Raw genomic sequence first — 22866 nt, 5'->3', positions numbered from 1 at the left:
CCGGGCGCCGGTCGCCGTCTCCGCTGACCGATCACCGGTCATCGGTGGCCGGATATCGGTGGGTGACTGGCTGATTACCGATCGGTTCCCACGTTCCTACGATCGTCAGGGTTGGGCGAACACACCGTAGCCACGACTCACCCTCCGCTCCTACCGTGTCATCGTGCACCAACCCTCCCCGCCCTTCGACGCCCTCGCCGCCCGCCGCCTGCGCGAGGGGCTCGGCATGACGCCCGGCCACGTCGCCTACGGCCTGCGGGCCCAGTACGGCCTCCTCGTCGCCCCCGACACCGTCGCCGCCTGGGAGCGCGGCCGGGCCACCCCCAGCGCGCAGGAGCTGACCGCCCTCGCGGGTGTCCTGTGGTGCGCCCCCGCCGAGCTCCTCGCCTCCGCCACCACCCTGCGCGAGCACCGGATGGCGCGGGGCCTGGCCCCCGAGGACCTGGCCCGCCGGGTGGGGCTCGAGCCCGCCGCGTATCTGCGGATGGAGGAGTCGGGGCACTGGCGCGGCAACGAACGCCAGACCGCCGCCCTCGCCGGGACCCTCGGCCTGGGCCCGCGCGCGCTGCTCACCGCGACCGGCGGCGACGAGAAGCTGTCGGGGCTGCTGCGGGACGCGGCGACCACCCGCTGGCAGGCCTACGTGAAACCGGTGGTGAAGCTGCTGCCGCTGCCCAAGCGGGCCGTCGAGGACGCGCTGCAGCGGCTGCACACCGACTACCACGCCAGGATGGCGGCCACCAGCAGCTGGGGCGCGTCGGCCGCGACGGGCGACGCGGGGCGGGCGTACCTCGACGAGATCATGGAGCACTTCTGGGGCCTCGTGGAGCGGTAGCACCCCCCGTAGATTGACCGCGTGAGACGACACATATCTTTCGACCGGCTGCACAACTTCCGTGACCTGGGCGGCTATCGGACCGCCGACGGCGGGACCGTACGGTGGGAGACCCTCTACCGCTCCGATTCCCTCGCCAAGCTGGCGGGACCCGACGGCGAGGCCGACCTGGAGCGCTTCCGCGAGCTGTCCGTGGCCACCGTGATCGACCTGCGCTACCCGTGGGAGATCGCGGCCAAGGGCCGCCACCCCGAGGGCGAACCGCAGGCCTGGCACAACCTGAGCATCGAGCACCGGCCGTACGACCAGGCCGAGATCGACCCCGCGCTCGACCCCTGGCGCTACCTCGCCGACCGCTTCGCCGAGGTCGCCGCCGACGGCGCGGCCGAACTGCGCGAGGCCCTGGAGCTCGTCGCCGGGGCGGAGGGGCCGCTGGTCTTCCACTGCGCGTCCGGAAAGGACCGTACGGGGCTGCTCGCGGCCCTCGTCCTGGCGCTGCTCGACGTCTCCGACGAGCAGATCCTGGCGGACTTCGCCCTGACCGAGCTGGCCACCGAACGGCTGATCGCCGACTGGAAGGCCGCGCATCCGGGCCGCGAGCTGCGCTGGCCGGGGTACGGGCGGGCGCCCGAGGAGGTCATGCGGCTGGTCCTGGCGGACCTGCGCGTGGAGTACGGCTCGGTGGACGCGTACGTCACCGGGCACGTCGGTCTCGACCCGGCCGTGGTGACGGCGCTGCGCGCCCGGCTGGTCGAGCCGGCGGCTCCCGTGGCCGGCGACCGGGTGGTGTCCGGGCAGTAGCGCCGTCCGCCCGAAGGGCACGACCGAGGGCGTGTCCGACATCCGCGCCGGATCAGGCCGGGCCGTCCGGCGCGGGCGGGCGGGCCGGACCCGGCGGGAAGGGCCGGGCGCGCGCCCTAGTGCCGGTCGAAGCTGAAGAGCTGGCCCCGGGCGTCCGCCGTGCAGGGCGCCTGGGTCAGCCGGGACCACTCGGCCATGCGGTCGCCGACGACGGTGACGCAGCTGCCGGGGGTCGCGGAGTCGGCCGGGACGATGCGGTAGCCGGTGACCGGGGTGCCGTGCGGCTCCAGGGTGAAGCGTTCGACGCGGGTGGGGTCGCCGCACTCGGAGTCCTCGAGCGCGGCGTAGGGTATCCGGCCGCCGGACGGGATGCCGGAGCAGCCGACGGGGAAGTCCGGGTGGACCGAGACGATCCGCCACCGGTCCCCGCCGAGCCGCTTCAGCTCGTACCGCGGGACGTCCGCGCCCGCGCAGGCACGCTGGTAGATCTGGCCGTCGCGGCTGCCCCGCCGCTCGTTGAGGCAGAGGTCCGAGCCGATCACCCGGATGTGCACGGCGCCCTCGGCGGGCGCGGTGAGCACCGGGCGGTGCGCGCGGCCGGGCCGGGGGTCGTCCCGTACGAAGGCGACGACGCTGACGGTGGCGAGGACGAGCCCCGCCACGGCGACGGCACCGACGAGGGCCCGGCGCCACCGGGACGGCGGTTCGGGATCCGGCTCCTCGGGCTCCTCCTCGGCGGCGGGCCAGGCGGGGGCCCCGGCGGGGAGCGGGTGCGGCCCGTCGGGGCCGCCGGCCGGGGGCCCGTCGGGGGCACCCGCCGAGAGTCCGTCGAGGACACCCGCCGCGGGTCCGCCGAGGCCGCCCGCCGGAGGCCCGTCGGTGTCGGCCGGGGGCCCGTCCGGCCCGTCGGAGGTCCCGGTCCGGAGCTCGTCCGGCCCGGCCTCGGGCGCGGCCGTCCGGAAAGCGTCCGCCCCGTCGGGAGCGCCGTCCCCGGGTCCGCCGGGCCCGGCGGGACCGTCCGGCCCGCCCCCGTGCCTCCCCCGCACCGCGAGCTCCGCGCGGACCGTCTCCCACTCCTGCGCCCGCTCCGGCGGGACCCCGCAGGCGCGGACGAAGGCGGCGAGGAGTTCCTCGCGGGGGACGGTGGTGCGGGCCAGCATGTTGGCGACGGTCGAGCGGGGCAGGACGTCGCCGCCGGCCTCCGCGCGGGCCGACAGTTCGCGGTAGGTGAGGCCGGACCGGTCCTTCAGGGCCTGCAGCCGCGCGATGAACTCGGCCGGGTTCCGTGCCTCCCGAGGGTCGGGAGCCCTCTCCCCCGTCGTCATGGCGCGCCGCTCCCCTCGTTGGGACATGTCCGGGACAGCCCCAAGCCTTGTTGATCGCGGCACGGGGCTCAAGCATGGATTCGGCCCCGATCGTCCACGGGGGGATGATCGGGGCCGGGGGTGCGTCCGGGACAAGTCGGGACTTTGGTCCCGTGCGCGGGGTCCGGGGGCCCTGCCCTCGGGGGGCCGGGTGGGCCCGTCAGAAGACGGACTCGGCCTCGCGCATGCGGTCCTCGGGGACGGTCTTCAGCCGGGTGACGGCCTCGGCGAGCGGGACCATCTCGATGTCCGTGCCGCGCAGCGCGGTCATCCGGCCGAACTGGCCCCGGTGGGCGGCCTCCACCGCGTGCCAGCCGAAGCGGGTGGCGAGCACCCGGTCGTACGCGGTCGGGGTGCCGCCGCGCTGGACGTGGCCGAGGATGACAGGGCGGGCCTCCTTGCCGAGGCGCCGCTCCAGCTCGACGGCGAGGCGGTTGCCGATGCCCTGGAAGCGCTCGTGACCGTACTGGTCGATCTCGCCCTTCTGGTAGTCCATCGACCCCTCGGCGGGGTGCGCGCCCTCGGCGACGCAGATGACGGCGAACTTCTTGCCGCGGGCGAAGCGCTCCTCGACCATCTTGACCAAGTCGGCCACCTGGAAGGGGCGTTCGGGCAGACAGATGCCGTGGGCGCCGCCGGCCATGCCGGACTCCAGGGCGATCCAGCCGGCGTGCCGGCCCATGACCTCGACGACCATCACGCGCTGGTGCGACTCGGCGGTGGTCTTGAGGCGGTCCATGGCCTCGGTGGCCACGCCGACGGCGGTGTCGAAGCCGAAGGTGCGGTCGGTGGAGGAGATGTCGTTGTCGATCGTCTTCGGGACGCCGACGACGGGCATGCCGGCGTCGGAGAGCATCCGGGCGGCGGTCAGGGTGCCTTCGCCGCCGATCGGGATGAGGACGTCGATGCCGTACGTGCGGGCCAAGTCGGGGGCGGACTCGGCGGCTTCGCGCAGCCGGTTGCGTTCGAGCCGCGCGGAGCCGAGGATGGTACCGCCACGCGCGAGGATGCCGCTGACCGCATTGAGATCGAGGGGGCGGTAGTGGCCGTCCAGAAGACCCTTGAACCCGTCCTCGAAGCCGATGACTTCGTCGTCGTGGCCGGTCAGCGCCCGGTGCACGACCGACCGGATCACTGCGTTCAGGCCGGGACAGTCGCCGCCTGCGGTGAGAACTCCGATGCGCATCGTGCTGTGTCTCCTGCTCGGTAGTGGTACGTGTGAGCCTCGTCGATTCTCACACGGCCGGGTGTGCCGCCGCGCTCGCTGCTACTCCGCGCGCCCGGCGCCCATGGGCCTTCCGGGGCCTTTGGTCCCACCCTTTAGGGCCCTCCGTCCGGCGGGCGTCCTATCCACCCGCGGGGGTATTGTCAAGAGGGCAATGCCACCCTATCGGTGTTTTTTGAACACACTCGATTGACATCCGATCGAGGCTCGGCATCCGACACTCGATGGACCCTCGGTGGCCCCCACCGGACCTCGACCGACATCAGGAGACGACGGCGTGACGCGCAGCGTGTACGTGACCGGGATCGACCGCGGGGACGGCCGCCAGGTCGTCGAGCTGGGAGTCATGGAGCTCCTCACCCGCCAGGTGGACCGGGTGGGGGTGTTCCGCCCGCTCGTGCACGACGGACCCGACCGTCTGTTCGATCTGCTGCGCAGTCGCTACCGGCTCAGCCAGGACGCGGCGACCGTCTACGGCATGGACTACCACGAGGCCGGTGACCTCCAGGCCGAGCGCGGCACCGACGAACTGGTCTCCCGGCTCGTCGACCGCTTCCACGCCGTCGCCCGCGACTACGAGGTCGTCCTCGTCCTCGGCACCGACTTCGCCGGCACCCAGCTCCCCGACGAGCTCGCCCTCAACGCCCGGCTCGCCAACGAGTTCGGCGCCTCGGTGATACCGGTGGTCGGCGGCAAGGGCCAGACGGCCGAATCCGTACGGGCCGAGGCCCGCAACGCCTTCCGCGCCTACGACGGGCTCGGCTGCGACGTCCTCGCGATGGTCGTCAACCGGGTGGCGGGCGACGACCGGGCCGCCATCGCCGAGCGGCTGTCCGCGCGCCTGCCGGTGCCCTGCTACGTGCTGCCCGACGAGCCGGCCCTGGCCGCGCCGACCGTCGCCCAGATCACCCACGCGCTCGGCGCCACCGTCGTCCTCGGCGACGACGCCGGACTGGCCCGCGACGCCCTCGACTTCGTCTTCGGCGGCGCCATGCTGCCGAACTTCCTCAACGCGCTGACCCCCGGCTGCCTGGTCGTCACCCCCGGAGACCGCGCCGACCTGGTGGTCGGCGCGCTCGCCGCGCACTCCGCGGGCACCCCGCCGATCGCGGGCGTGCTGCTCACCCTCAACGAGCGGCCCAGCGCCGAGATCCTCACCCTGGCGGCCCGCCTCGCGCCCGGCACCCCGGTCATCTCCGTGCCGGGCAACAGCTTCCCCACCGCCGCCGAACTCTTCGCCCTCGAAGGCAAGTTGAACGCGGCCACGCCCCGCAAGGCGGAGACCGCCCTCGGCCTGTTCGAGCGGCACGTCGACACCGCCGACCTGCTGCGCCGGATCTCGGTCGCCCGCAGCGGCCGGGTCACCCCGATGATGTTCGAGCACGAGCTGCTGGAGCAGGCCCGGGCCGACCGGCGCCGGGTGGTGCTGCCCGAGGGCACCGAGGAGCGGGTGCTGCGCGCCGCCGACGTGCTGCTGCGCCGCGACGTCTGCGACCTCACCCTGCTCGGCGACGTGGAGACGATCCGCAAGAAGGCCGCCGACCTGAGCGTGGACCTGGGCGACACCCAGCTGATCGACCCGCAGACCTCGGAGCTGCGCGACACCTTCGCCGAGAAGTACGCGGCGCTGCGCGCCCACAAGGGCGTCACCGTGGAGCTCGCGTACGACGTGGTGTCGGACGTGAACTACTTCGGCACCCTGATGGTCCAGGAGGGTCTCGCCGACGGCATGGTCTCCGGCTCGGTGCACTCCACCGCCGCCACCATCCGGCCCGCCTTCGAGATCATCAAGACCAAGCCGGACGCCTCGATCGTCTCCTCGGTCTTCTTCATGTGCCTGGCCGACAAGGTCCTCGTCTACGGCGACTGCGCGGTCAACCCGGACCCGAACGCCGAGCAGCTGGCCGACATCGCCGTCCAGTCCGCGGCCACCGCCGCCCGCTTCGGCGTCGAGCCGCGGATCGCGATGCTCTCGTACTCCACCGGCACCTCCGGCTCCGGCGCCGACGTCGACAAGGTGCGCGAGGCGACCAAGCTGGTCCGGGAGAGCCGGCCGGAGCTGCGGATCGAGGGCCCGATCCAGTACGACGCGGCCGTCGAGCCCTCCGTGGCGGCGACCAAGCTGCCCGGCTCCGAGGTGGCCGGCCAGGCGAGCGTGCTGATCTTCCCGGACCTCAACACCGGCAACAACACCTACAAGGCCGTGCAGCGTTCGGCCGGCGCGGTCGCCGTCGGTCCGGTGCTGCAGGGTCTACGCAAGCCCGTGAACGACCTGTCGCGCGGCGCGCTCGTCAGCGACATCGTCAACACCGTCGCCATCACGGCGATCCAGTCCCAGAACCCCGCCCAGGGTCAGGAGCTCCCCGCATGACAACCCCCACCCGCGTCCTCGTCCTCAACTCCGGCTCCTCGTCGCTGAAGTACCAGCTGCTCGACATGGCGGACGGCAGCCGGCTCGCGGTCGGCCTGGTCGAGCGGATCGGCGAGGCGACCTCGCGCCTCGTCCACACCCCGCTGCAGGGCGGCGGCGGCGCGAAGCGCGAGCAGAACGGCCCGATCGGCGACCACGCGGCGGCGCTGAAGGCGGTGGCCGAGGAGCTGGCGGCGGACGGGCTCGGCCTGGACTCGCCCGAGCTGGCCGCGATCGGCCACCGGGTGGTGCACGGCGGGCTGCGCTTCACCGCGCCGACCGTCGTCGACGACGAGGTGCTGGCCGAGATCGAGCGGCTGGTGCCGGTGGCCCCGCTGCACAACCCGGCGAACGTCACGGGCATCCGCACGGCGCAGGCACTGCGCCCGGACCTGCCCCAGGTGGCGGTCTTCGACACGGCGTTCCACACGACGATGCCGGAGGCCGCGGCGCGGTACGCGATCGACGTGGAGACCGCGGACGCGCACCGGATCCGCCGCTACGGCTTCCACGGCACCTCACACGCCTACGTCTCGCGGGAGACGGCGAAGCTGCTCGGCAAGACGCCCGAGGAGGTGAACGTGATCGTGCTGCACCTGGGCAACGGGGCCTCCGCCTCGGCGGTGGCCGGCGGCCGGTGCGTGGACACCTCCATGGGGCTGACCCCGCTGGAGGGCCTGGTCATGGGCACCCGCTCGGGCGACGTCGACCCGGCGGTCACCTTCCACCTCGCGCGCAACGCGGGCATGTCGATGGAGGAGATCGACGCCCTGCTGAACAAGAGGTCCGGGCTGGTGGGGCTCTGCGGCGACAACGACATGCGCGAGATCCGGCGCCGCATCGACGAGGGCGACGAGCGGGCGGCGCTCGCCTTCGAGATCTACGTGCACCGGCTGAAGAAGTACATCGGGGCGTACTACGCGGTGCTCGGCCGGGTGGACGCGGTCGTGTTCACGGCGGGGGTCGGCGAGAACGCGGCCCCGGTGCGGGAGGCTGCGATCGCGGGCCTGGAGGAGCTGGGCCTGGCGGTGGACGCCGAGCTGAACGCCGTACGTTCCGACGAGCCCCGGATCATCTCGCCGGTGTACGCGCGGGTGGCGGTCGCCGTGGTGCCCACCGACGAGGAGCTGGAGATCGCCCGGCAGAGCTACGCACTCGTGCGCGAACTGTCGCCTGAGGGAGTGAACGCCTGAGCGGGCCCCCGCCCATTTGTACTTTCCACCAGACGGAATATTCCGCAGTGAAACAAACCGATAGGATCCGCTCCATGCGCCGTTCCAAAATCGTCTGCACGCTGGGCCCCGCCGTCGACTCCTATGAGCAGCTGAAGGCTCTCATCGAGGCCGGCATGAACGTGGCCCGATTCAACATGAGCCACGGGACCCAGGCAGAGCACCAGGAGCGGTACGACCGTCTCCGCAGGGCGGTGGCGGACACCGGCCGCGCCGTCGGCGTGCTCGCCGACCTCCAGGGCCCCAAGATCCGTCTGGAGACCTTCGCCGAGGGCCCCGTCGAGCTGGTGCGCGGTGACGAGTTCACCATCACCACCGAGGACGTCCCGGGCGACAAGTCCATCTGCGGCACCACGTACAAGGGCCTGCCCGGCGACGTGTCCAAGGGCGACCAGGTCCTCATCAACGACGGCAACGTCGAGCTGCGGGTCGTCGAGGTCGAGGGCCCGCGGGTCAAGACCGTCGTCATCGAGGGCGGTGTCATCTCCGACCACAAGGGCATCAACCTGCCCGGTGCGGCGGTCAACGTCCCGGCCCTGTCCGAGAAGGACGTCGAGGACCTCCGCTTCGCGCTGCGCATGGGCTGCGACATGGTCGCGCTGTCCTTCGTCCGCGACGCCAACGACGTCAAGGACGTCCACAAGGTGATGGACGAGGAGGGCCGCCGGGTCCCCGTCATCGCCAAGGTGGAGAAGCCGCAGGCCGTCGAGAACATGGCCGCCGTGGTCGACGCCTTCGACGCGGTCATGGTCGCGCGCGGCGACCTCGCGGTGGAGTACCCGCTGGAGCGGGTCCCGATGGTGCAGAAGCGCCTCGTGGAGATGTGCCGCCGCAACGCGAAGCCGGTCATCGTCGCCACCCAGATGATGGAGTCGATGATCACCAACTCCCGTCCGACCCGCGCCGAGGCGAGCGACGTCGCCAACGCGATCCTGGACGGCGCGGACGCGGTCATGCTGTCGGCCGAGTCCTCGGTCGGCGCGTACCCGATCGAGACCGTGAAGACGATGTCGAAGATCGTCGCCGCGGCCGAGGAGGAGCTGCTCTCCAAGGGCCTGCAGCCCCTGGTCCCGGGCAAGAAGCCGCGCACGCAGGGCGGCTCCGTCGCCCGCGCGGCCTGCGAGATCGCCGACTTCCTGGGCGGCAAGGCGCTGATCGCCTTCACCCAGTCCGGCGACACCGCCCGCCGCCTCTCCCGCTACCGCGCGGCCCAGCCGATCCTCGCCTTCACGACCGAGGAGTCGACCCGCAACCAGCTCACCCTGAGCTGGGGCGTGGAGCCCTTCCTGGCCCCGTTCGTGGAGACGACCGACGCCATGGTCGAGCTGGTCGACGCGGAGCTGCTGAAGCTGCAGCGCTTCAACGCCGGCGACACGATGATCATCACGGCCGGTTCGCCCCCCGGCGTCCCCGGCAGCACCAACATGGTCCGGGTGCACCACCTCGGTGGCGGCGACCGCGACTGACGCGGGCCGGCGGCACCGCACGGCCGACGGCACGACGGAGCCCCCGTCCCCTCCGCGGAGGGGACGGGGGCTCCGTCGTGACCGGGCCGGTCACGGCGCGGTCAGCTGGGCTCGATCGTGTTGTGCAGGCCCGGGACCTTGAGGGTGCCGCCGAACTGGCCCGCCTGCGTCACCTTGGCCTGGGAGAAGAAGGCGAAGGGGACGTTGAGCGGGGGCGGGGTCTCCGGGCTGAAGGTGACCGGGATGAGGCCGAAGAGGTTGCCCTTCAGCTGCTCCGTGTACATGGTCACCGTGCCGTTGCGGATCGTGGAGGTCGACCCCCGGTCCGAGCGGACGTGGCCGGTCAGACCGTCGGAGTGCACCGTCAGCTGGTGCAGGTCCTTGATGTCGATCTCGTCCGCGGTGAACTTGAGGACCTTCTTGATCTTCCCGCTGCCCGTCTTGACCTCGACGATGCCCTTGTAGTCCAGGCCCCGCAGGGTGAGCATCGAGGTCTCCAGGAGCCACGGGTCGTCCGGGAGCAGCGGGATGCCCGGCTCCAGCTGCGCGTCGGCGAGCGCCTGGGGGTCCGGCTCGGGACACGGGAAGCGCGGCTTCGCGCCCTCGGGTATGTCCTCGTCCTTCTTGGCGTCGAGGCCCTGGGCGGACTCCGGCAGCTCCTCGGTCTTCGCACCGGCCTTGTCGGCGGCGGACTTGATGGCGGCCTTGGTCTTCTCGGTCGCCTTGTCGGCGGTCGTGCCGGTCGTGCCCGCCGTGGTGCCGGACGTGCCGGTCGTGCCGGTCTTCGGCGGCTCCGTCTGCTTCGGGGTGTCCGGAGCGGACGCCGTCGGCTTGGGTGCGGCCGGAGCCGTCGTGGTCGGGGCGGGGGCCGGCGCGGTGGTCTTGTCCGGGCCGTCGAACAGGTCCTTGAGCGCGTCGCCGAGGCCCAGCGGGTCGAGCGGGTTGACCGACTTGGTGGGCGCGGGTGCGGCGGGCGTCGACTTGGGCGCGGGGGCCTGCGTGACGTCCGTCTTGGGGGCCGTGGTGGCGGTGGTGCCGCCGGTGGCGGTCGGCTCCGGGGCGGTGGTCGCGGACCCGGTCGGGTCGGGCTTCGCCGTCTCGGTGGCGCTCGCGCTCGCCGTGGGGTCGGGGCTCTTGGTCTCGTCCGGCTTGGTGCTCGCGTCGGCCGTCGGCTCGTCCGAGCGGGTCACGCACGGGCCGGGCGCGAAGGGGATGTCCTTGTCGTCGGCCAGGGCCAGCCGGGGCGTGAGCCCCATGCCGACCAGCACCGCGGTGGGCATGGCCGCGAGGGCCATCGCCTTGCCCGCGGGGACGTGGATCTTGTTCAGCAGTGACTTGCGCGGGGCCGCGTGGCGCGGTCCTCTCGACGTCTGCGCCGCCGACTGTGTCTCGTCACCCCGCACTGTTCCTCCCGCCGTTGGCTTCGATCGTCGTCTCGGCCGCCGGCGCCTCGGGACCCTGCTGCGGGATCACGGGCTGCGTCGTGCCGTCGTGCATGTGCGCGTACTCGACCGGTGCGGCCGTCCCGGGCTGGCCCGGGATCTCGTGCTGCTCGACGCCCGGCGCGGGTTCCTTGGCCGGGGGTGCCGGGGCCCAGGCCACCGACATTCCGCCGCCGACGAGGGCGAAGAGGAAGCCGATGACGAGCCCGCCGAAGTTCGACACAGGGATGGAGACCAGCGCGAGCACGATCGCCGCGACACCTGCGAAGACCCGGACGAGAGGCTGGAACCACATCGTCAGACCGAGCGTGATGAGCAGGACGCCGATGATCAGCGCGCCGGCGCCGGCCGTCGTCTTCATCGCGAGCGTGACGTTGCCGAGCCGCATGTCCCCGTACGGGAGGTAGGCGATCGGTACGCCGCCGATCATGGTGAGAAGGCCCGCCCAGAAGGGCCGGGTCTGCCGCCAGACCTTGAACCCGTTGTCGTGGGGGACTCCGCTGGAAGCAGTGGACTCGGCGCTCATGGAAAACAGCTCCCTGGAAGCGGTGTTGCTGAAAGGTGAAGAAGGGGTGCGCCCGCCGAAGCGGGTGGGGGCCGTCGGGGACGGCCCCGCACCCGGACGCGTCAGTCCCGGGGGGACGTCGGCATCAGTAGCACTCGACCCCGGCGCCCTTGCCCCGCTTCAGGGAGAGGTCGAGGTTCGGCAGCTTGAAGGTCGCGGCCGTGGTGGCCCACGCCTTCTGGTGGACGTCGCTGAGCTTCGCGTCCTCGGCACGCTGGCCGAAGCCGTACGGGTTGGCCTTGGTGCCCGGCTGGATGCCCGGCTTGCCGTCCGCCTTGGCCAGCTTGCCCGCGGCGACACCGATGTCGATGTTGCCGAACTCGGCGTCGGCCTTCAGCTCCGAGACATCCAGGTAGATGTCCTTCGCGTAGACCGGCTTCTTGTCGTCGGTGCCGGCCTTCAGCACCAGCGTCACGTCGCCGACGAACGGGACGTTCGGCGTCACGACGGACTGGCACATGTTGGAGATCCAGGCCTCGGAGAAGCCGGACACGGCGACCGGAGCCGCGAAGTCCTTGCCCTCGAGGTCCTTACCGGCGTCGACGCTGCCGTACTGGACGAAGTCCTTGCCGACGAGCGTGTCGGCCTTCACCTTGAACTCCTGGCCGGAGATGCTGAAGGACGCGGCGAGCGCGCCCTGGGCCAGGCCGACACCGATCGCGGCCGTCGCGGCCACGCTCGGCACCATGACGACGGCGAACCGCTTCCATCTGGTCCCGCCACGAACCTGGGACTTCATGAGAATTCCTCCTTCTCGGACGTACATCTCCGGATGGGCCCCGGGCCCGTCCTGGGATGGGAGAAGTGCTACGTCCTCGGGAAGGGGAGCGCCGAGGGCTCAGGCGGCACGACGCGCGTCCGAATCACCGGCGATCACCCCCGAGCGACAACCACTGGCCACGCCGTGCGCGCGGCCGGATTTTGGACAGGCCCTGCCGGTCAGAGCAGGAACCCCCCTGTCCACGACCGGCGGCACCGCCGCCGGCCCGCTCGGTGGGGACCCTCTGCCGCTGGTGCGGTATCGGACCGAGCGTCGCCGATCGTGGTCCATTACGGGCCCCCGCACAAGGGGGTTCGTTACTGGCTAGTAACGGCCTGATAACCACGACACGACAGGCTGGCGCCGGACCGCCACACACGGTGCCGCCGCGTGACGGGACAAAGGATGAGGAGGAAGGGGAAACCCGGACAGAATTCCGGGTTCGATTTACTGCAAGTAACAGCGGCCGCGATTACCAAGTTTTGGTAAAGCGCGGCCGCCGAATGTCACTGTGTCGCCAAATCGTCCCCGTACGGACGGGGCGACCGGCTCAGTACAGCGCCCTCGCCAGCGCCTGCCGGGCGGCCGTCACGCGCGGGTCGTCGCCGCCGATCACCTCGAACAGCTCCAGGAGCCGCAGCCGCGCCGCGGTCCGGTCCTCGCCCGCCGTGCGGCGCACCGCGTCGACCAGGCGGCCGAAGGCGTCCTCGACATGACCGCCCACCAGATCGAGGTCGGCGGCGGCGATCTGCGCGGCGACGTCGGCCGGGCCCTCGGCCGCGGCCTTGCGCACCGCCTGCGGGTCCATCGCCTGCACGCGGGCGAGCAGTTCGGCCTGGGCGAGGCCGAGTCGGGCCTCCGGATGCTCCGGGTCGTCCGCGAGCACGTTCTTGTACGCCTGGACGGCGCCGGCCATGTCACCGGCGTCCAGCGCGGACATGGCCGCTTCGAGCAGGGCGTCGTAGGGACCGACCGGGGCGACGGCGGTCTCGGCGTCCACGTCCCCGGCGGACGGGTCCACCTGGATGCCCGTCAGACCGAAGCGCTCCTCGGCGACCAGGACCAGCTGGTCGAGGGTCTCGCGGATCTGGGCCTCGGGGGCCGCGCCCTGGAAGAGCGGCAGCGCCTGACCGGCGACCACCGCGAAAACGGCCGGAATTCCCTGGATGCCGAACTGCTGCATCAGCATCTGGTTGGCGTCGACGTCGACCTTGGCGAGCAGGAAGCGTCCGTTGTACTCGACGGCGAGGCGCTCCAGAAGGGGGCCGAGCTGCTTGCAGGGCTCGCACCACTCGGCCCAGAAGTCGATGACGACCGGGACCTCGGCGGAGCGCTGGAGCACATCGCGCTCGAAGCCCGCCTCGTCGACGTCGATCACCAGGGCCGAAGGGGCGACGGCGGGCGTCCCGCCCTGCCGTGCGGACTCGGCGCGGGCCTGCTCCGCCTTCGCCTTGGCCTCACCGGCCGCCTTCACCGCGGCGAGGTCGACGACGCCGCTCATGGACATGTTTCGGGGCTGCATGCCTACATCCTCCCCCTTCCGCGCGCGTAACCGGTAAGCCATGGCTGATCCGTGCCGTCCGCGGAGGGACGGCACGGATCGCTGTTCGTCTGCGCCGGGTCCCCACCAGGCGCGAGTGGTTGTCGCGAGCCGGCCCCTGAAAGCCTTTCGCTACGGGTCGTAGCGTAATCCTCCACCCGCGGCCGTGGGGAGGCCCGGGTCGTGAACTGCCTCACATCACCGCCCCCTGGCGCAATACCTACCGGCGGGTATGGTCGACCTCCATGTGCAGCCGTACCCGCTCCCGCGCTCGATCCGGACGCCCCCGTTCCGCCGAGGCCGACACGGCCATCCTGGAGGCGACCCGGGCGGCCCTGGTGGAGCTGGGCTGGTCCAAGCTGACGATGGGTGACGTGGCGACCAGGGCCGGGGTCGCCAAGACGACCCTGTACCGGCGCTGGGCCAACAAGAACGAACTCGTCGTGGACGCCGTCGCCGTCCTCTTCGACGAACTCGAACTGCCCGACCGGGGTTCCCTCCAGGCCGACATCGCCGACGTGGTGCTCCAGTTCGCGGCGCTCCTCGAACGCCCCGAGACCAAGACCGCCCTGATGGCCGTGGTCGCGGAGTCCACCCGCGACGAGCCGCTGCGCGAGCGCATCCGCGCCTCGATCGTGGACCGCCAGAAGCGCCTCGTCCTGGAGGGCCGCCAGCGCGCCCAGCAGCGGGGCGAACTCCCCGAGGAGCGCGACCCGCTGACCGTCGAGGCGATCGACGACCTCATCTTCGACGTGGTCGCGGGCGCGGTGGTGCACCGGGCGCTGGTCAGCGCGGAGCCGGTGGACGAGGCCTGGGTGCAGCGCCTCACGGCCCTGCTCCTCGGCGGCCTCGCGGCGGCGGCGGAGCGGTAGCCGCCGGGAGCGGTGGTCCTCCGGTACGACGGAGCCGCCGCACACTCCCGGAGGGGCGTACGGCGGCTCGGTGCGGAGCTCGGGAGGTCAGAAGCCCGCGGGCTCCGTGTAGACGCCCCACTCCTCGCGCAGCACGTTGCAGATCTCGCCGAGCGTGGCCTCGGCCCGCACGGCGTCCAGCATCGGGCCGATCATGTTGGAGCCGTCCCGGGCCGCGGCCAGCATGGCGTCCAGGCAGGCGGTGACCTTCGCGTCGTCGCGGCGGCCCTTGCGCTCGCCGAGCACCCGGACCTGCTCCCACTCGACCTCGTGGCTGACCCGCAGGATCTCCAGGTCGCCGGTGACGGAGCCGTGGTGCACGTTGACGCCGACGACCCGCTTCTCGTCCTTCTCCAGGGACTGCTGGTAGCGGAAGGCGGACTCGGCGATCTCGCCGGTGAACCAGCCGTCCTCGATGCCGCGCAGGATGCCGGAGGTGATCGGGCCGATCGGGTGCTTGCCGTCCGGGTGGGCGCGCAGACCGCGCTCCTTGATCTGGTCGAAGATCTTCTCGGCGTCGGCCTCGATCCGGTCGGTGAGCTGCTCGACGTACCAGGAGCCGCCCAGCGGGTCGGCCACGTTGGCCACGCCGGTCTCCACCATGAGCACCTGCTGGGTGCGCAGGGCGATCTCGGCGGCCTGCTCGCTGGGCAGCGCGAGGGTCTCGTCGAGGGCGTTGGTGTGCAGCGAGTTGGTGCCACCGAGCACCGCCGACAGGGCCTCGACCGCGGTGCGCACGACGTTGTTGTACGGCTGCTGCGCGGTGAGCGAGACACCGGCGGTCTGGGTGTGGAAGCGGAGCCACTGCGCCTTGTCGGTCTTGGCGCCGTAGACCTCCTTCATCCAGCGGGCCCAGATCCGGCGGGCGGCGCGGAACTTGGCGATCTCCTCGAAGAAGTCGAGGTGCGCGTCGAAGAAGAAGGACAGGCCGGGCGCGAAGACGTCGACGTCGAGGCCGCGGGAGAGGCCGAGCTCGACGTAGCCGAAGCCGTCGGCGAGCGTGTACGCGAGCTCCTGCGCGGCCGTCGCCCCGGCCTCGCGGATGTGGTAGCCGGAGACCGAGAGCGGCTTGTACGCGGGGATGCCGGCCGCGCAGTGCTCCATGAGGTCGCCGATGAGGCGCAGGTGCGGCTCGGGCTGGAAGAGCCACTCCTTCTGCGCGATGTACTCCTTGAAGATGTCCGTCTGCAGCGTGCCGTTGAGGACGGCCGGGTCGACGCCCTGGCGCTCGGCGGCGACCAGGTACATGCAGAAGACCGGGACGGCGGGGCCCGAGATCGTCATGGAGGTGGTGACGTCGCCGAGCGGGATGTCCTTGAAGAGGACCTCCATGTCGGCGGCGGAGTCGATGGCCACGCCGCAGTGCCCGACCTCGCCCAGCGCGCGCGGGTCGTCGGAGTCGCGGCCCATCAGGGTCGGCATGTCGAAGGCGACCGAGAGCCCGCCGCCGCCGGCGGCCAGGATCATCTTGTAGCGCTCGTTGGTCTGCTCGGCGTTGCCGAAGCCGGCGAACTGGCGGATGGTCCAGGTCCGGCCGCGGTAGCCGGTCGGGTGCAGCCCCCGGGTGAAGGGGTACTCACCGGGCCAGCCGATGCGCTCGAACCCCTCGTAGGTGTCCCCGGGGCGCGGGCCGTAGACCGGCTCCACGGGGTCGCCGGAGAGCGTGGTGAAGTCGGCGTCGCGCTTGCGGGCCTTGTCGTAACGGGCCTGCCAGCGACGGCGGCCTTCCTCGATCGCGTCAGCGTCCATGCTTCGAATTTACTAGGACGTCCTAGTAAATGTCGATGGGAAACCTCCGCACATACGTGCGGAGGTGGGGGTCAGGCCTTGGCCGGAACCGGCTGCGCGCCGCTGACCAGCGGAAGCGTGTCGCGGACGACCTTGCGCTCGACGAAGAAGGCGGCGAAGGGGATCGTCCCGGACAGCAGCACCCACAGGAGCCGGCCGAACGGCCACTTGGCCTTCGAGCCCAGGTCGAAGGCGAAGACCAGGTAGATGATGTAGAGGACGCCGTGGGCCTGGGAGACCGCGAAGGTCACGTCCTCGCCCATGTCGAACCCGTACTTGAAGATCATGCACGTGCAGAGCACGAGCAGCATGACCGCGGTCACGTAGGCCATGACGCGGTAGCGGGTCAGCACGCTGGATTTCATGCCGTCGAGCGTAACGGCACGTTCCGGGCGATCTTCGCGCGGGTCGGGGGTCCGGTCAGCCCTCGTCGAAGTCGTGCGCCGAGACCCGCAGCGGGCGCAGCATCGCGAAGATCTCCGCGCACTCCTCGGAGTCGTACACCCCGAGCCCGAAGTCCATGCCCATCAGGTCCCGGGTGGCGGCCTCGACGACCTCGCGGCCCTTGTCGGTGATGGTGGCGAGGGTGCCGCGGCCGTCGTTCGGGTTGGGGCGCTTGGCGACGAGGCCGGAGCGCACCAGGCGGTCCACCGTGTTGGTGACGGAGGTGGGGTGCACCATGAGCCGCTCACCGATCTTGGACATCGGCAGCTCGCCGGCCTTGGAGAAGGTGAGCAGGACGAGCGCCTCGTAGCGCGCGAAGGTCAGCCCGTACGGCTTGACGACCGCGTCCACCTCGGCCAGCAGGATCTGGTGGGCGCGCATGATCGAGGTGATCGCGGCCATCGAGGGGACCGGACCCCAGCGCCGCTGCCAGAGTTCGTCGGCGCGGGCGATGGGGTCGAACGGGAGACTGAGCGGCTTCGGCACGCGTCGACCTTACCCACTGGTCATATGACGGTCAGCCGCGTCTCGCCTTTCGGTCGCCCGCACCTCCAGGACGAGCCCGAGCACGCAGAGCGTGCCGAGGACACCGGTCCCCGCGACGACCGTGTGCACCGGCGCGAACTCGGCGGCGAGCCCGGCGCCGGCCATGCCGAGGCCCTGCACCGTCATCATCCCGGCGGTCATGAGGGTCATCGCCCGGCCGCGCTGCTCCTCGGGCACCGCGGCGACGAACCAGGCGTCCAGACCGAGGCTGTACGCGCCCGCCGCCCCGGCCAGGAAGAGCGCGGCGGCCGCGAGGGCGAGGCCGGGACGCAGGGCGTAGACGAGGAAGGGGAGGAAGCCGGTGAGGAGCAGCGGGTGGACGATCCGCGAGCGGGTGGCGGCGCTGAGGGCGGAGCCGGCGAGGAGCTCCCCGAGGATCGTGCCGGCGGGGACCGCGCACATGAGGAGGCCGAGGGCGGCGGTGGAGACGCCGATCTCGTCGGCGTAGGGGGCGGCGAGCGCCTCCGGGACGACGAAGAAGACCGGCGGGACCCAGAACAGCAGCATGAGCGCCCGGATCCGCCGGTTCCGCAGGATGCCCCAGGTGGCCCCGATCCCCTCGCGGCGCTCGGGCGCCCGGGCCGGGCGGCGGGCGGTGCCGAGGCGCAGCAGGACGGCGGAGGCGAGGAAGGTGGCGGCGGTGACCGCGATGGCGCCGCGCGGGGTGAGCACGGTGAGCAGGACTCCGCCGACGCCGAACCCGGTGAGCAGGGCGCTCTGGGAGACGATCCGGAGCAGCGAGCGCCCGAGGACGAAGAGCTCGCCCTCGCCGAGGATGTCGGCGAGGGTGGCGATGCGGGTGCCGTTGAAGACGGGGGCGACGGCGGCGACGGCGCAGCGCAGGGCGAGCAGGGCGGCGACGGGGGTGGTCGGCAGGACCATGAGCGCGACGCAGCCGGCGCAGACGAGGTCGCAGACGACGAGCACGCGGCGGGGCGGGTGGCGGTCGGCGAGGCCGGCGAGGAAGGTGCCGCCGAGCAGGTAGGGCAGGAAGCCGAGGGCGAAGGTGAGGGAGGAGAGGAGCGGGGAGCGGGTGAGGTCGTAGACGAGCACGGTGAGGGCGAGCTCGCTGACGACGACGCCCAGCAGGGAGAAGAGGTGGGCGACGAAGACGAAGCGGAACTCGCGTACGGCGAAGACGGCGGAGTATCCGGGCGAGGCGGGGGCGGCGGGCGAGGCGGCGGGGGTGGGCGCGGGGGCCGCCGCGGGCTCCCGGGTGTCGTTCGTGGACATGGCAGGAGCGTGCGGTCCTTCGGGCCGGGGCCCTAGACTTTCGGGTCCAGCCGAATCTTCCGTCCCGGGCCGGAGGCGCGCCCATGCCGTACCACCTGCGTTTCGGCGAGGCCGATCCCTTGCGCATCCGGTTCGCGATCTCGCCGCTGTGGGAGACGCACTGCGCGGTGCGGGTGCTGGCCCGGCCGCGCCAGCAGGGGTACCACCTGCCGTGGCTGCGGCGGATCGCGGACGCGGCGGCCGGGGTGGACCTGGGGCCGTTGCAGCTGCTGATGCCGTTGCGGGGGCACAGTCCGGACTTCCTCTATCCGCCGCCGATCGGACCGACGGCGACGTTCGAGCGGGAGATCGCGGCCGTACGGGAGACGGATCCGGCACTGGTCCTGGACGACGTGCGGCGCGCGCTCGCGGAGACCCCGGGTGCGGCGGCCACGGCCGAGGGGCGGCGGATGCTCGCGGATCCCGCCGGGGCGCTGGAGCGGCTCGCCGAGCTCCTGGAGCGGGCCTGGGAGGCGTTGATCGAGCCGGAGTGGCCGCGGCTGCGGGCGCTGCTCGAAGCCGACGTCGCGTACCACTCGCGGCGGCTCGCCGAGGGGGGGCTGGAGCGGCTGCTGAGCGAGCTGCACCCGGCGTTCTCCTGGGCTGAGGAGAGTTCGACGCTGACGGTGGACTACCACGGTGAGCACGTGCGGGCGCTGGACGGTCAGGGTCTGGTGCTGCTGCCCTCGGTGTTCACCTGGCCGGACGTGGTGAGCGGCTTCGACCCGCCGTGGCAGCCGACGGTGGCGTATCCGGCGCGGGGCATCGGCGCGCTGTGGACGGAGGCCCGGGACCGGACGCCGCAGGCGCTGGCGCGGCTGCTCGGACGGGCGCGGGCGGACGTGCTGTGCGCGCTGGAGGAGCCGGCCGGGACGACGGCGCTGGCGCACCGGCTGGGACTGGCGCCCTCGTCGGTGTCGGCGCACCTGGCGGTGCTGCGGGCGGCGGGGCTGCTGAGCTCGCGGCGGTACGGGCACCAGGTGCTGTACGAGCGGACGCCGCTGGGGATCGCGCTGGCGGTGTCGCAGCCGGACGCCGACTGACCGACATGTCAGGATGACCCCGGTCTGTCCCCCTTCGAGCGGGCTCGCTCGAAGGCCGCCCGCGCAGGAGCCCCGCTCGGGTCCACCGCACGCTCGGGCCAGACGCACGTTCAGGCCCGACGCACGCTCAGGCCCTACGCACGCTCACGTACCTCCCGTATCCCGACCCTGGGGGCCGGATGTCCCGTCGCTCCGTCACCGCCGCCGCGCTCGCCCTCGTCGGCGCGCTGGTGCTCGCCGGCTGCGGCCGCGACGACGCGCCCGTCTCGCGCGGCGGGGCGGCGCCCCCCACGGGCGGCTCGCGCTTCTGGGTGGACCCGGACAGCGACGCGGCCCGGCAGGTGCGGCAGTACGAGGCGCAGGGGCGGTCGGAGGACGCGCGGCTGCTCAGGCGCATCGCGGAGCGGCCGGTCGCCGACTGGCCGGCCGGCGACGACCCCGTACCGGACGTGGCGAAGGCGGTGCGGGGCGCGGCGCCGGATCTGCGGACCGTGCTGTTCGTGGCGTACAACATCCCGCATCGCGACTGCGGCATGTACTCGGCGGGCGGGGCGCACGACGCCGCGGCGTACCGGCGCTGGGTGGAGGCCTTCGCGGGTGCCATCGGCGACGCCCCCGCGGTGGTGGTCCTGGAGCCGGACGCGGTGCCCCACGTCGTGGACGGCTGCACCCCGGCGGAGTACCACGAGGAGCGGCTGCGGCTGCTGTCGGAGGCGGTGGAGCGGTTCAAGCGGCAGCCGCGCACCCGGGTCTATCTGGACGCGGGCAACCCGGCCTGGATCGAGCGGCCCGACAAGCTGGTGGAGCCCTTGCGGCGGGCGGGCATCGCCCGCGCCGACGGTTTCGCGCTGAACGTCTCCAACTTCCAGACCAACGACGTGGTCCGGGGCTTCGGCGCCGGGCTCTCCCGGCTGCTCGGCGGCACCCACTTCACCGTGGACACCAGCCGCAACGGCGACGGTCCACTGCCGGGCGACCGGCCGGAGGGCTGGTGCAATCCGCCGGGCCGCTCGCTCGGCGTGCCGCCGACCGACCGGACCGGGGACGAGCTGGTCGACGCCTATCTGTGGATCAAGCGGCCCGGCGACTCGGACGGCCCCTGCCGGGGCGGCCCGGCCGCCGGTACCTGGTGGCCCGACTACGCGCTGGGGCTCGCCCGCCGCGCGAAGGCCTGAGCGCTCCTCACTCCGCCACCGCCTGCTCTGGCCGCTCTGGCCGCTCCGTCCGCTCCGGCCGGCTCGGCCGGCCCGCCGGGTCGTCCTTCACCTGGATCCACTGGGCCTCGGACGGGATCCCGTCCCGGTCGGTGACGAAGACCATGTACCAGCCCGGCGGGACGAGGGTGCGGTCCTTGGGGACCTCGACGGTGACGGTGACGCCGTCCGGTTCCCTGGTCAGGCCCAGCTCCACCGAGCGCTGCTCGACGTCGGTGGTGTGGGTGACGGCGCTGGGCCGCATCAGCCGGGCCTCGGCGATCCGGGCGGCGTCCTTCGTCTTGAACGTCGCCCGCCCGTTCTGGTCGAGCTCCTGCGGACCCTCGCCGAGGACCGGCCGGTCGGCGCCGCCGCGGTACAGGGAGGGCGGGGTGAAGACCTCGATGCGCTGCTCGAAGGTGCCCAGCTTGGTGTTGTCGGTGTCGTCGAAGAGCGGGTCGGAGCCGAAGGTGGCGACCCGGCCGTCGGGCAGCAGCAGCGCCTCGGAGTGGTAGTTGCGGCCGACGGTGGGGTCGGCGGCGGCGGCGAAGGCGTTGGTCTTCGGGTCGTAGAACTGGGCCCGCAGGATGTCGCTGCCGCCGCGGCCGCGGTAGTCCCGGGAGCCGCCGCTGGTGAAGACGGTGTCGTCGGGCATGAGCACGCTGCTCAGGTACCGGGTGCCCTGCGGCAGGGCGGGCCCGTCGCGGAAGACCGGGCCCTCCTTCGACAGGTCGACGATCGAGGTGCGGGCGGTGGAGGCGGGCGACTCGCCGACCCCGCCGCCGCCGAGGACCATCACCCGCTGGTCCTGCGCGGGCGGCAGCAGGAGCGAGCTGGAGGTCTCCAGCCGGTCGGGGTCGCTGAGGCCGCCCAGCTTGGTGAAGGAGTTCTTCTCCAGGTCCCACAGACCCGGTTCGCGGCCCTTGTCGGCGGGGCCGTAGCCGGCGTTGGAGCCGGTGTAGAGCAGCTTGCCGCCCTTGGTGAGGAAGAGCGAGGGGTAGGTGGGGAAGTAGCGGAAGGGGCCCGTGGACCACTTCTTGGTCGTGGGGTCGTAGATCTCGTTGTCACCGGGGACGACGTCGCCCACGTCGTTGAGCCCGGAGACGGCGAGGACCCTGCCGTCGGCGAGGGTGACCAGGGTCGGGTACCAGCGGGCGTCCCTCATGGGCGCGACGGGGATGTACCGCTCCGCCTCGGGGTCGAACTCGTAGGCGGCCCTGATGCCCTGGAAGTCCTGCTTCTCGGTGGTGAGCTTCTGGGCGAGGCCGTAGACGTCGTCGGCCTCCTCGCCCTTGAGCCCGACGACCTCGTACTGCGCGGCCTCCGTGGTCAGCGCCTGCGGGCCCTCCTGCACGGCCTCCACGAAGACCCGCGCCTCGGCGGCGGTGACCTTGGTCTTCCAGGGCTTCATCCGGCCGGACTCGAAGTACGAGATCTCGAACTCGCGCTTGGCCTTGGGGACGGTGACGTCGGTCTTGGAGACGTACTCGACGCCGGACGGGGAGCGGAAGAGGGTGCCCTTCTTCAGGGTGACGGCCCGGTCGGGGCTCTCGTTCTTGACCCGCATGCCCCCGCCGGCCTTCTTGACCTCGCCGTCGAGGATCTCGTAGCGGGCGGTGCCGCCGGCGACGAGGAGCCGCCCGTCGGGTAGCGCGGTGTGGCCGGAGCAGAAGAAGTCCTCGGGGGTGGGGATCGCCTCGAAGGTGTTCCGCACCGGGTCCCAGAGCACGGTCTCGAAGGTGCCGGCGTCGAACTTCTCCTGGCTGTTGCCGGAGCCCGCTATCAGCAGCACCTTGCCGGTGTGCAGGAGGGCCGCGTGGATCGCGTTGACGCGGTACCGGTCGGGAACGTCGACCACCGACCAGGAGCCGAACTGCCGCTTGTAGCCGGGCTGGGCGATCTTGTAGGCGTGGTACTTCCCGGTGGCGAAGGAGACCGCCGCCGGGGCGTTGAGCGCCGCGAGGACGAGGACGGCGCCACTGCCGAGCAGGGTCTTCTTGAACTGCCGGGAGGGCCGGTAGGCCATGGC

19 protein-coding genes are annotated in these 22866 nt (G+C 72.3%); 8 read left to right on the top strand and 11 right to left on the bottom strand.

Going from position 1 to position 22866, the window contains the following annotated elements; translation table 11 throughout:
* Positions 1-226: 226 nt before the first annotated feature.
* On the top strand, positions 227-835 hold the full coding sequence (locus tag OG309_RS26305) for a helix-turn-helix domain-containing protein (protein ID WP_329428545.1): 609 nt from the start codon (positions 227-229) through the stop codon (positions 833-835).
* Between the two features lie 21 nt (positions 836-856).
* Positions 857-1636: a tyrosine-protein phosphatase gene (locus OG309_RS26300; protein WP_329424333.1), complete on the top strand. Its 780-nt coding sequence runs from the start codon at positions 857-859 to the stop codon at positions 1634-1636.
* A 116-nt stretch (positions 1637-1752) separates the two neighbouring features.
* Here the strand turns inward: OG309_RS26300 and OG309_RS26295 are convergent, their stop codons facing one another.
* Together OG309_RS26295 and OG309_RS26290 are read right to left on the bottom strand one after the other, a co-directional pair.
* A complete protein-coding gene (locus tag OG309_RS26295; RefSeq protein WP_329424331.1) occupies positions 1753-2961 on the bottom strand; it encodes an XRE family transcriptional regulator in 1209 nt (402 codons plus the stop codon).
* A gap of 199 nt (positions 2962-3160) precedes the next feature.
* The gene (locus tag OG309_RS26290) at positions 3161-4186 is read right to left on the bottom strand and encodes an ATP-dependent 6-phosphofructokinase (RefSeq protein WP_329424329.1); all 1026 of its coding nucleotides are present in this window, start codon (positions 4184-4186) and stop codon (positions 3161-3163) included.
* Between the two features lie 316 nt (positions 4187-4502).
* Between OG309_RS26290 and pta the strand changes: the two genes are divergently transcribed.
* From pta to pyk, 3 genes are all read left to right on the top strand, one after another.
* Entirely contained in the window at positions 4503-6596 is a 2094-nt protein-coding gene (gene pta, locus OG309_RS26285; RefSeq protein ID WP_329424327.1) for a phosphate acetyltransferase, read from the top strand.
* Positions 6593-7828, top strand: coding sequence for an acetate kinase (locus OG309_RS26280; protein WP_329424325.1), 1236 nt, complete (start codon positions 6593-6595; stop codon positions 7826-7828). Before pta ends, OG309_RS26280 begins: the two co-directional genes overlap by 4 nt.
* Positions 7829-7902: 74 nt before the next feature.
* Positions 7903-9333 (top strand): pyruvate kinase, encoded by a 1431-nt coding sequence (gene pyk, locus OG309_RS26275; protein ID WP_329424323.1) that lies wholly within the window; start codon positions 7903-7905, stop codon positions 9331-9333.
* Positions 9334-9434: 101 nt separating this feature from the next.
* Here pyk and OG309_RS26270 read toward each other — a convergent pair whose 3' ends face one another.
* From OG309_RS26270 to OG309_RS26255, 4 genes are all read right to left on the bottom strand, one after another.
* Complete coding sequence (locus tag OG309_RS26270; protein ID WP_329424322.1) at positions 9435-10736, bottom strand: hypothetical protein; 1302 nt, start codon at positions 10734-10736, stop codon at positions 9435-9437.
* Positions 10726-11301, bottom strand: a complete 576-nt coding sequence (locus OG309_RS26265; protein WP_329424320.1) for a DUF6114 domain-containing protein — start codon at positions 11299-11301, stop codon at positions 10726-10728. Before OG309_RS26265 ends, OG309_RS26270 begins: the two co-directional genes overlap by 11 nt.
* A gap of 124 nt (positions 11302-11425) precedes the next feature.
* Positions 11426-12079 carry a DUF6230 family protein gene (locus OG309_RS26260; protein ID WP_329424319.1) on the bottom strand — a complete coding sequence of 218 codons (654 nt, stop codon included), beginning with the start codon at positions 12077-12079 and terminating at the stop codon, positions 11426-11428.
* A gap of 571 nt (positions 12080-12650) precedes the next feature.
* The gene (locus OG309_RS26255) at positions 12651-13622 is read right to left on the bottom strand and encodes a tetratricopeptide repeat protein (protein ID WP_329424317.1); all 972 of its coding nucleotides are present in this window, start codon (positions 13620-13622) and stop codon (positions 12651-12653) included.
* 263 nt (positions 13623-13885) lie between these two features.
* Here OG309_RS26255 and OG309_RS26250 point away from each other — a divergent pair, with 263 nt between their 5' ends.
* On the top strand, positions 13886-14512 hold the full coding sequence (locus OG309_RS26250) for a TetR/AcrR family transcriptional regulator (RefSeq protein WP_329424315.1): 627 nt from the start codon (positions 13886-13888) through the stop codon (positions 14510-14512).
* An 87-nt stretch (positions 14513-14599) separates the two neighbouring features.
* Here OG309_RS26250 and OG309_RS26245 read toward each other — a convergent pair whose 3' ends face one another.
* The 4 genes from OG309_RS26245 to OG309_RS26230 form a co-directional block, all read right to left on the bottom strand.
* Positions 14600-16300, bottom strand: a complete 1701-nt coding sequence (locus tag OG309_RS26245) for an acyl-CoA mutase large subunit family protein (protein ID WP_329424313.1) — start codon at positions 16298-16300, stop codon at positions 14600-14602.
* A 71-nt stretch (positions 16301-16371) separates the two neighbouring features.
* Positions 16372-16704, bottom strand: a complete 333-nt coding sequence (locus tag OG309_RS26240) for a DUF3817 domain-containing protein (RefSeq protein ID WP_329424311.1) — start codon at positions 16702-16704, stop codon at positions 16372-16374.
* A 55-nt stretch (positions 16705-16759) separates the two neighbouring features.
* Positions 16760-17269, bottom strand: coding sequence for a MarR family winged helix-turn-helix transcriptional regulator (locus tag OG309_RS26235; protein WP_329424309.1), 510 nt, complete (start codon positions 17267-17269; stop codon positions 16760-16762).
* Between the two features lie 9 nt (positions 17270-17278).
* On the bottom strand, positions 17279-18562 hold the full coding sequence (locus OG309_RS26230; protein ID WP_329424307.1) for an MFS transporter: 1284 nt from the start codon (positions 18560-18562) through the stop codon (positions 17279-17281).
* An 83-nt stretch (positions 18563-18645) separates the two neighbouring features.
* On the opposite strand from OG309_RS26230, the gene OG309_RS26225 reads away from it, so the two are divergent.
* Positions 18646-19644 (top strand): ArsR/SmtB family transcription factor, encoded by a 999-nt coding sequence (locus OG309_RS26225; protein ID WP_329424305.1) that lies wholly within the window; start codon positions 18646-18648, stop codon positions 19642-19644.
* 179 nt (positions 19645-19823) lie between these two features.
* Positions 19824-20819, top strand: coding sequence for a glycoside hydrolase family 6 protein (locus OG309_RS26220; protein ID WP_329424303.1), 996 nt, complete (start codon positions 19824-19826; stop codon positions 20817-20819).
* Between the two features lie 7 nt (positions 20820-20826).
* On the opposite strand, the gene OG309_RS26215 is transcribed toward OG309_RS26220, so the two are convergent.
* Positions 20827-22863 (bottom strand): kelch motif-containing protein, encoded by a 2037-nt coding sequence (locus tag OG309_RS26215; RefSeq protein WP_329424301.1) that lies wholly within the window; start codon positions 22861-22863, stop codon positions 20827-20829.
* Between the last annotated feature and the right edge of the window lie 3 nt (positions 22864-22866).

Source organism: Streptomyces sp. NBC_01268, assembly GCF_036240795.1.
Taxonomy (GTDB): Bacteria; Actinomycetota; Actinomycetes; order Streptomycetales; family Streptomycetaceae; genus Streptomyces.
Note: the sequence above shows the minus strand (reverse complement) of the source record. Positions and strands in the feature narration are given on the sequence as shown.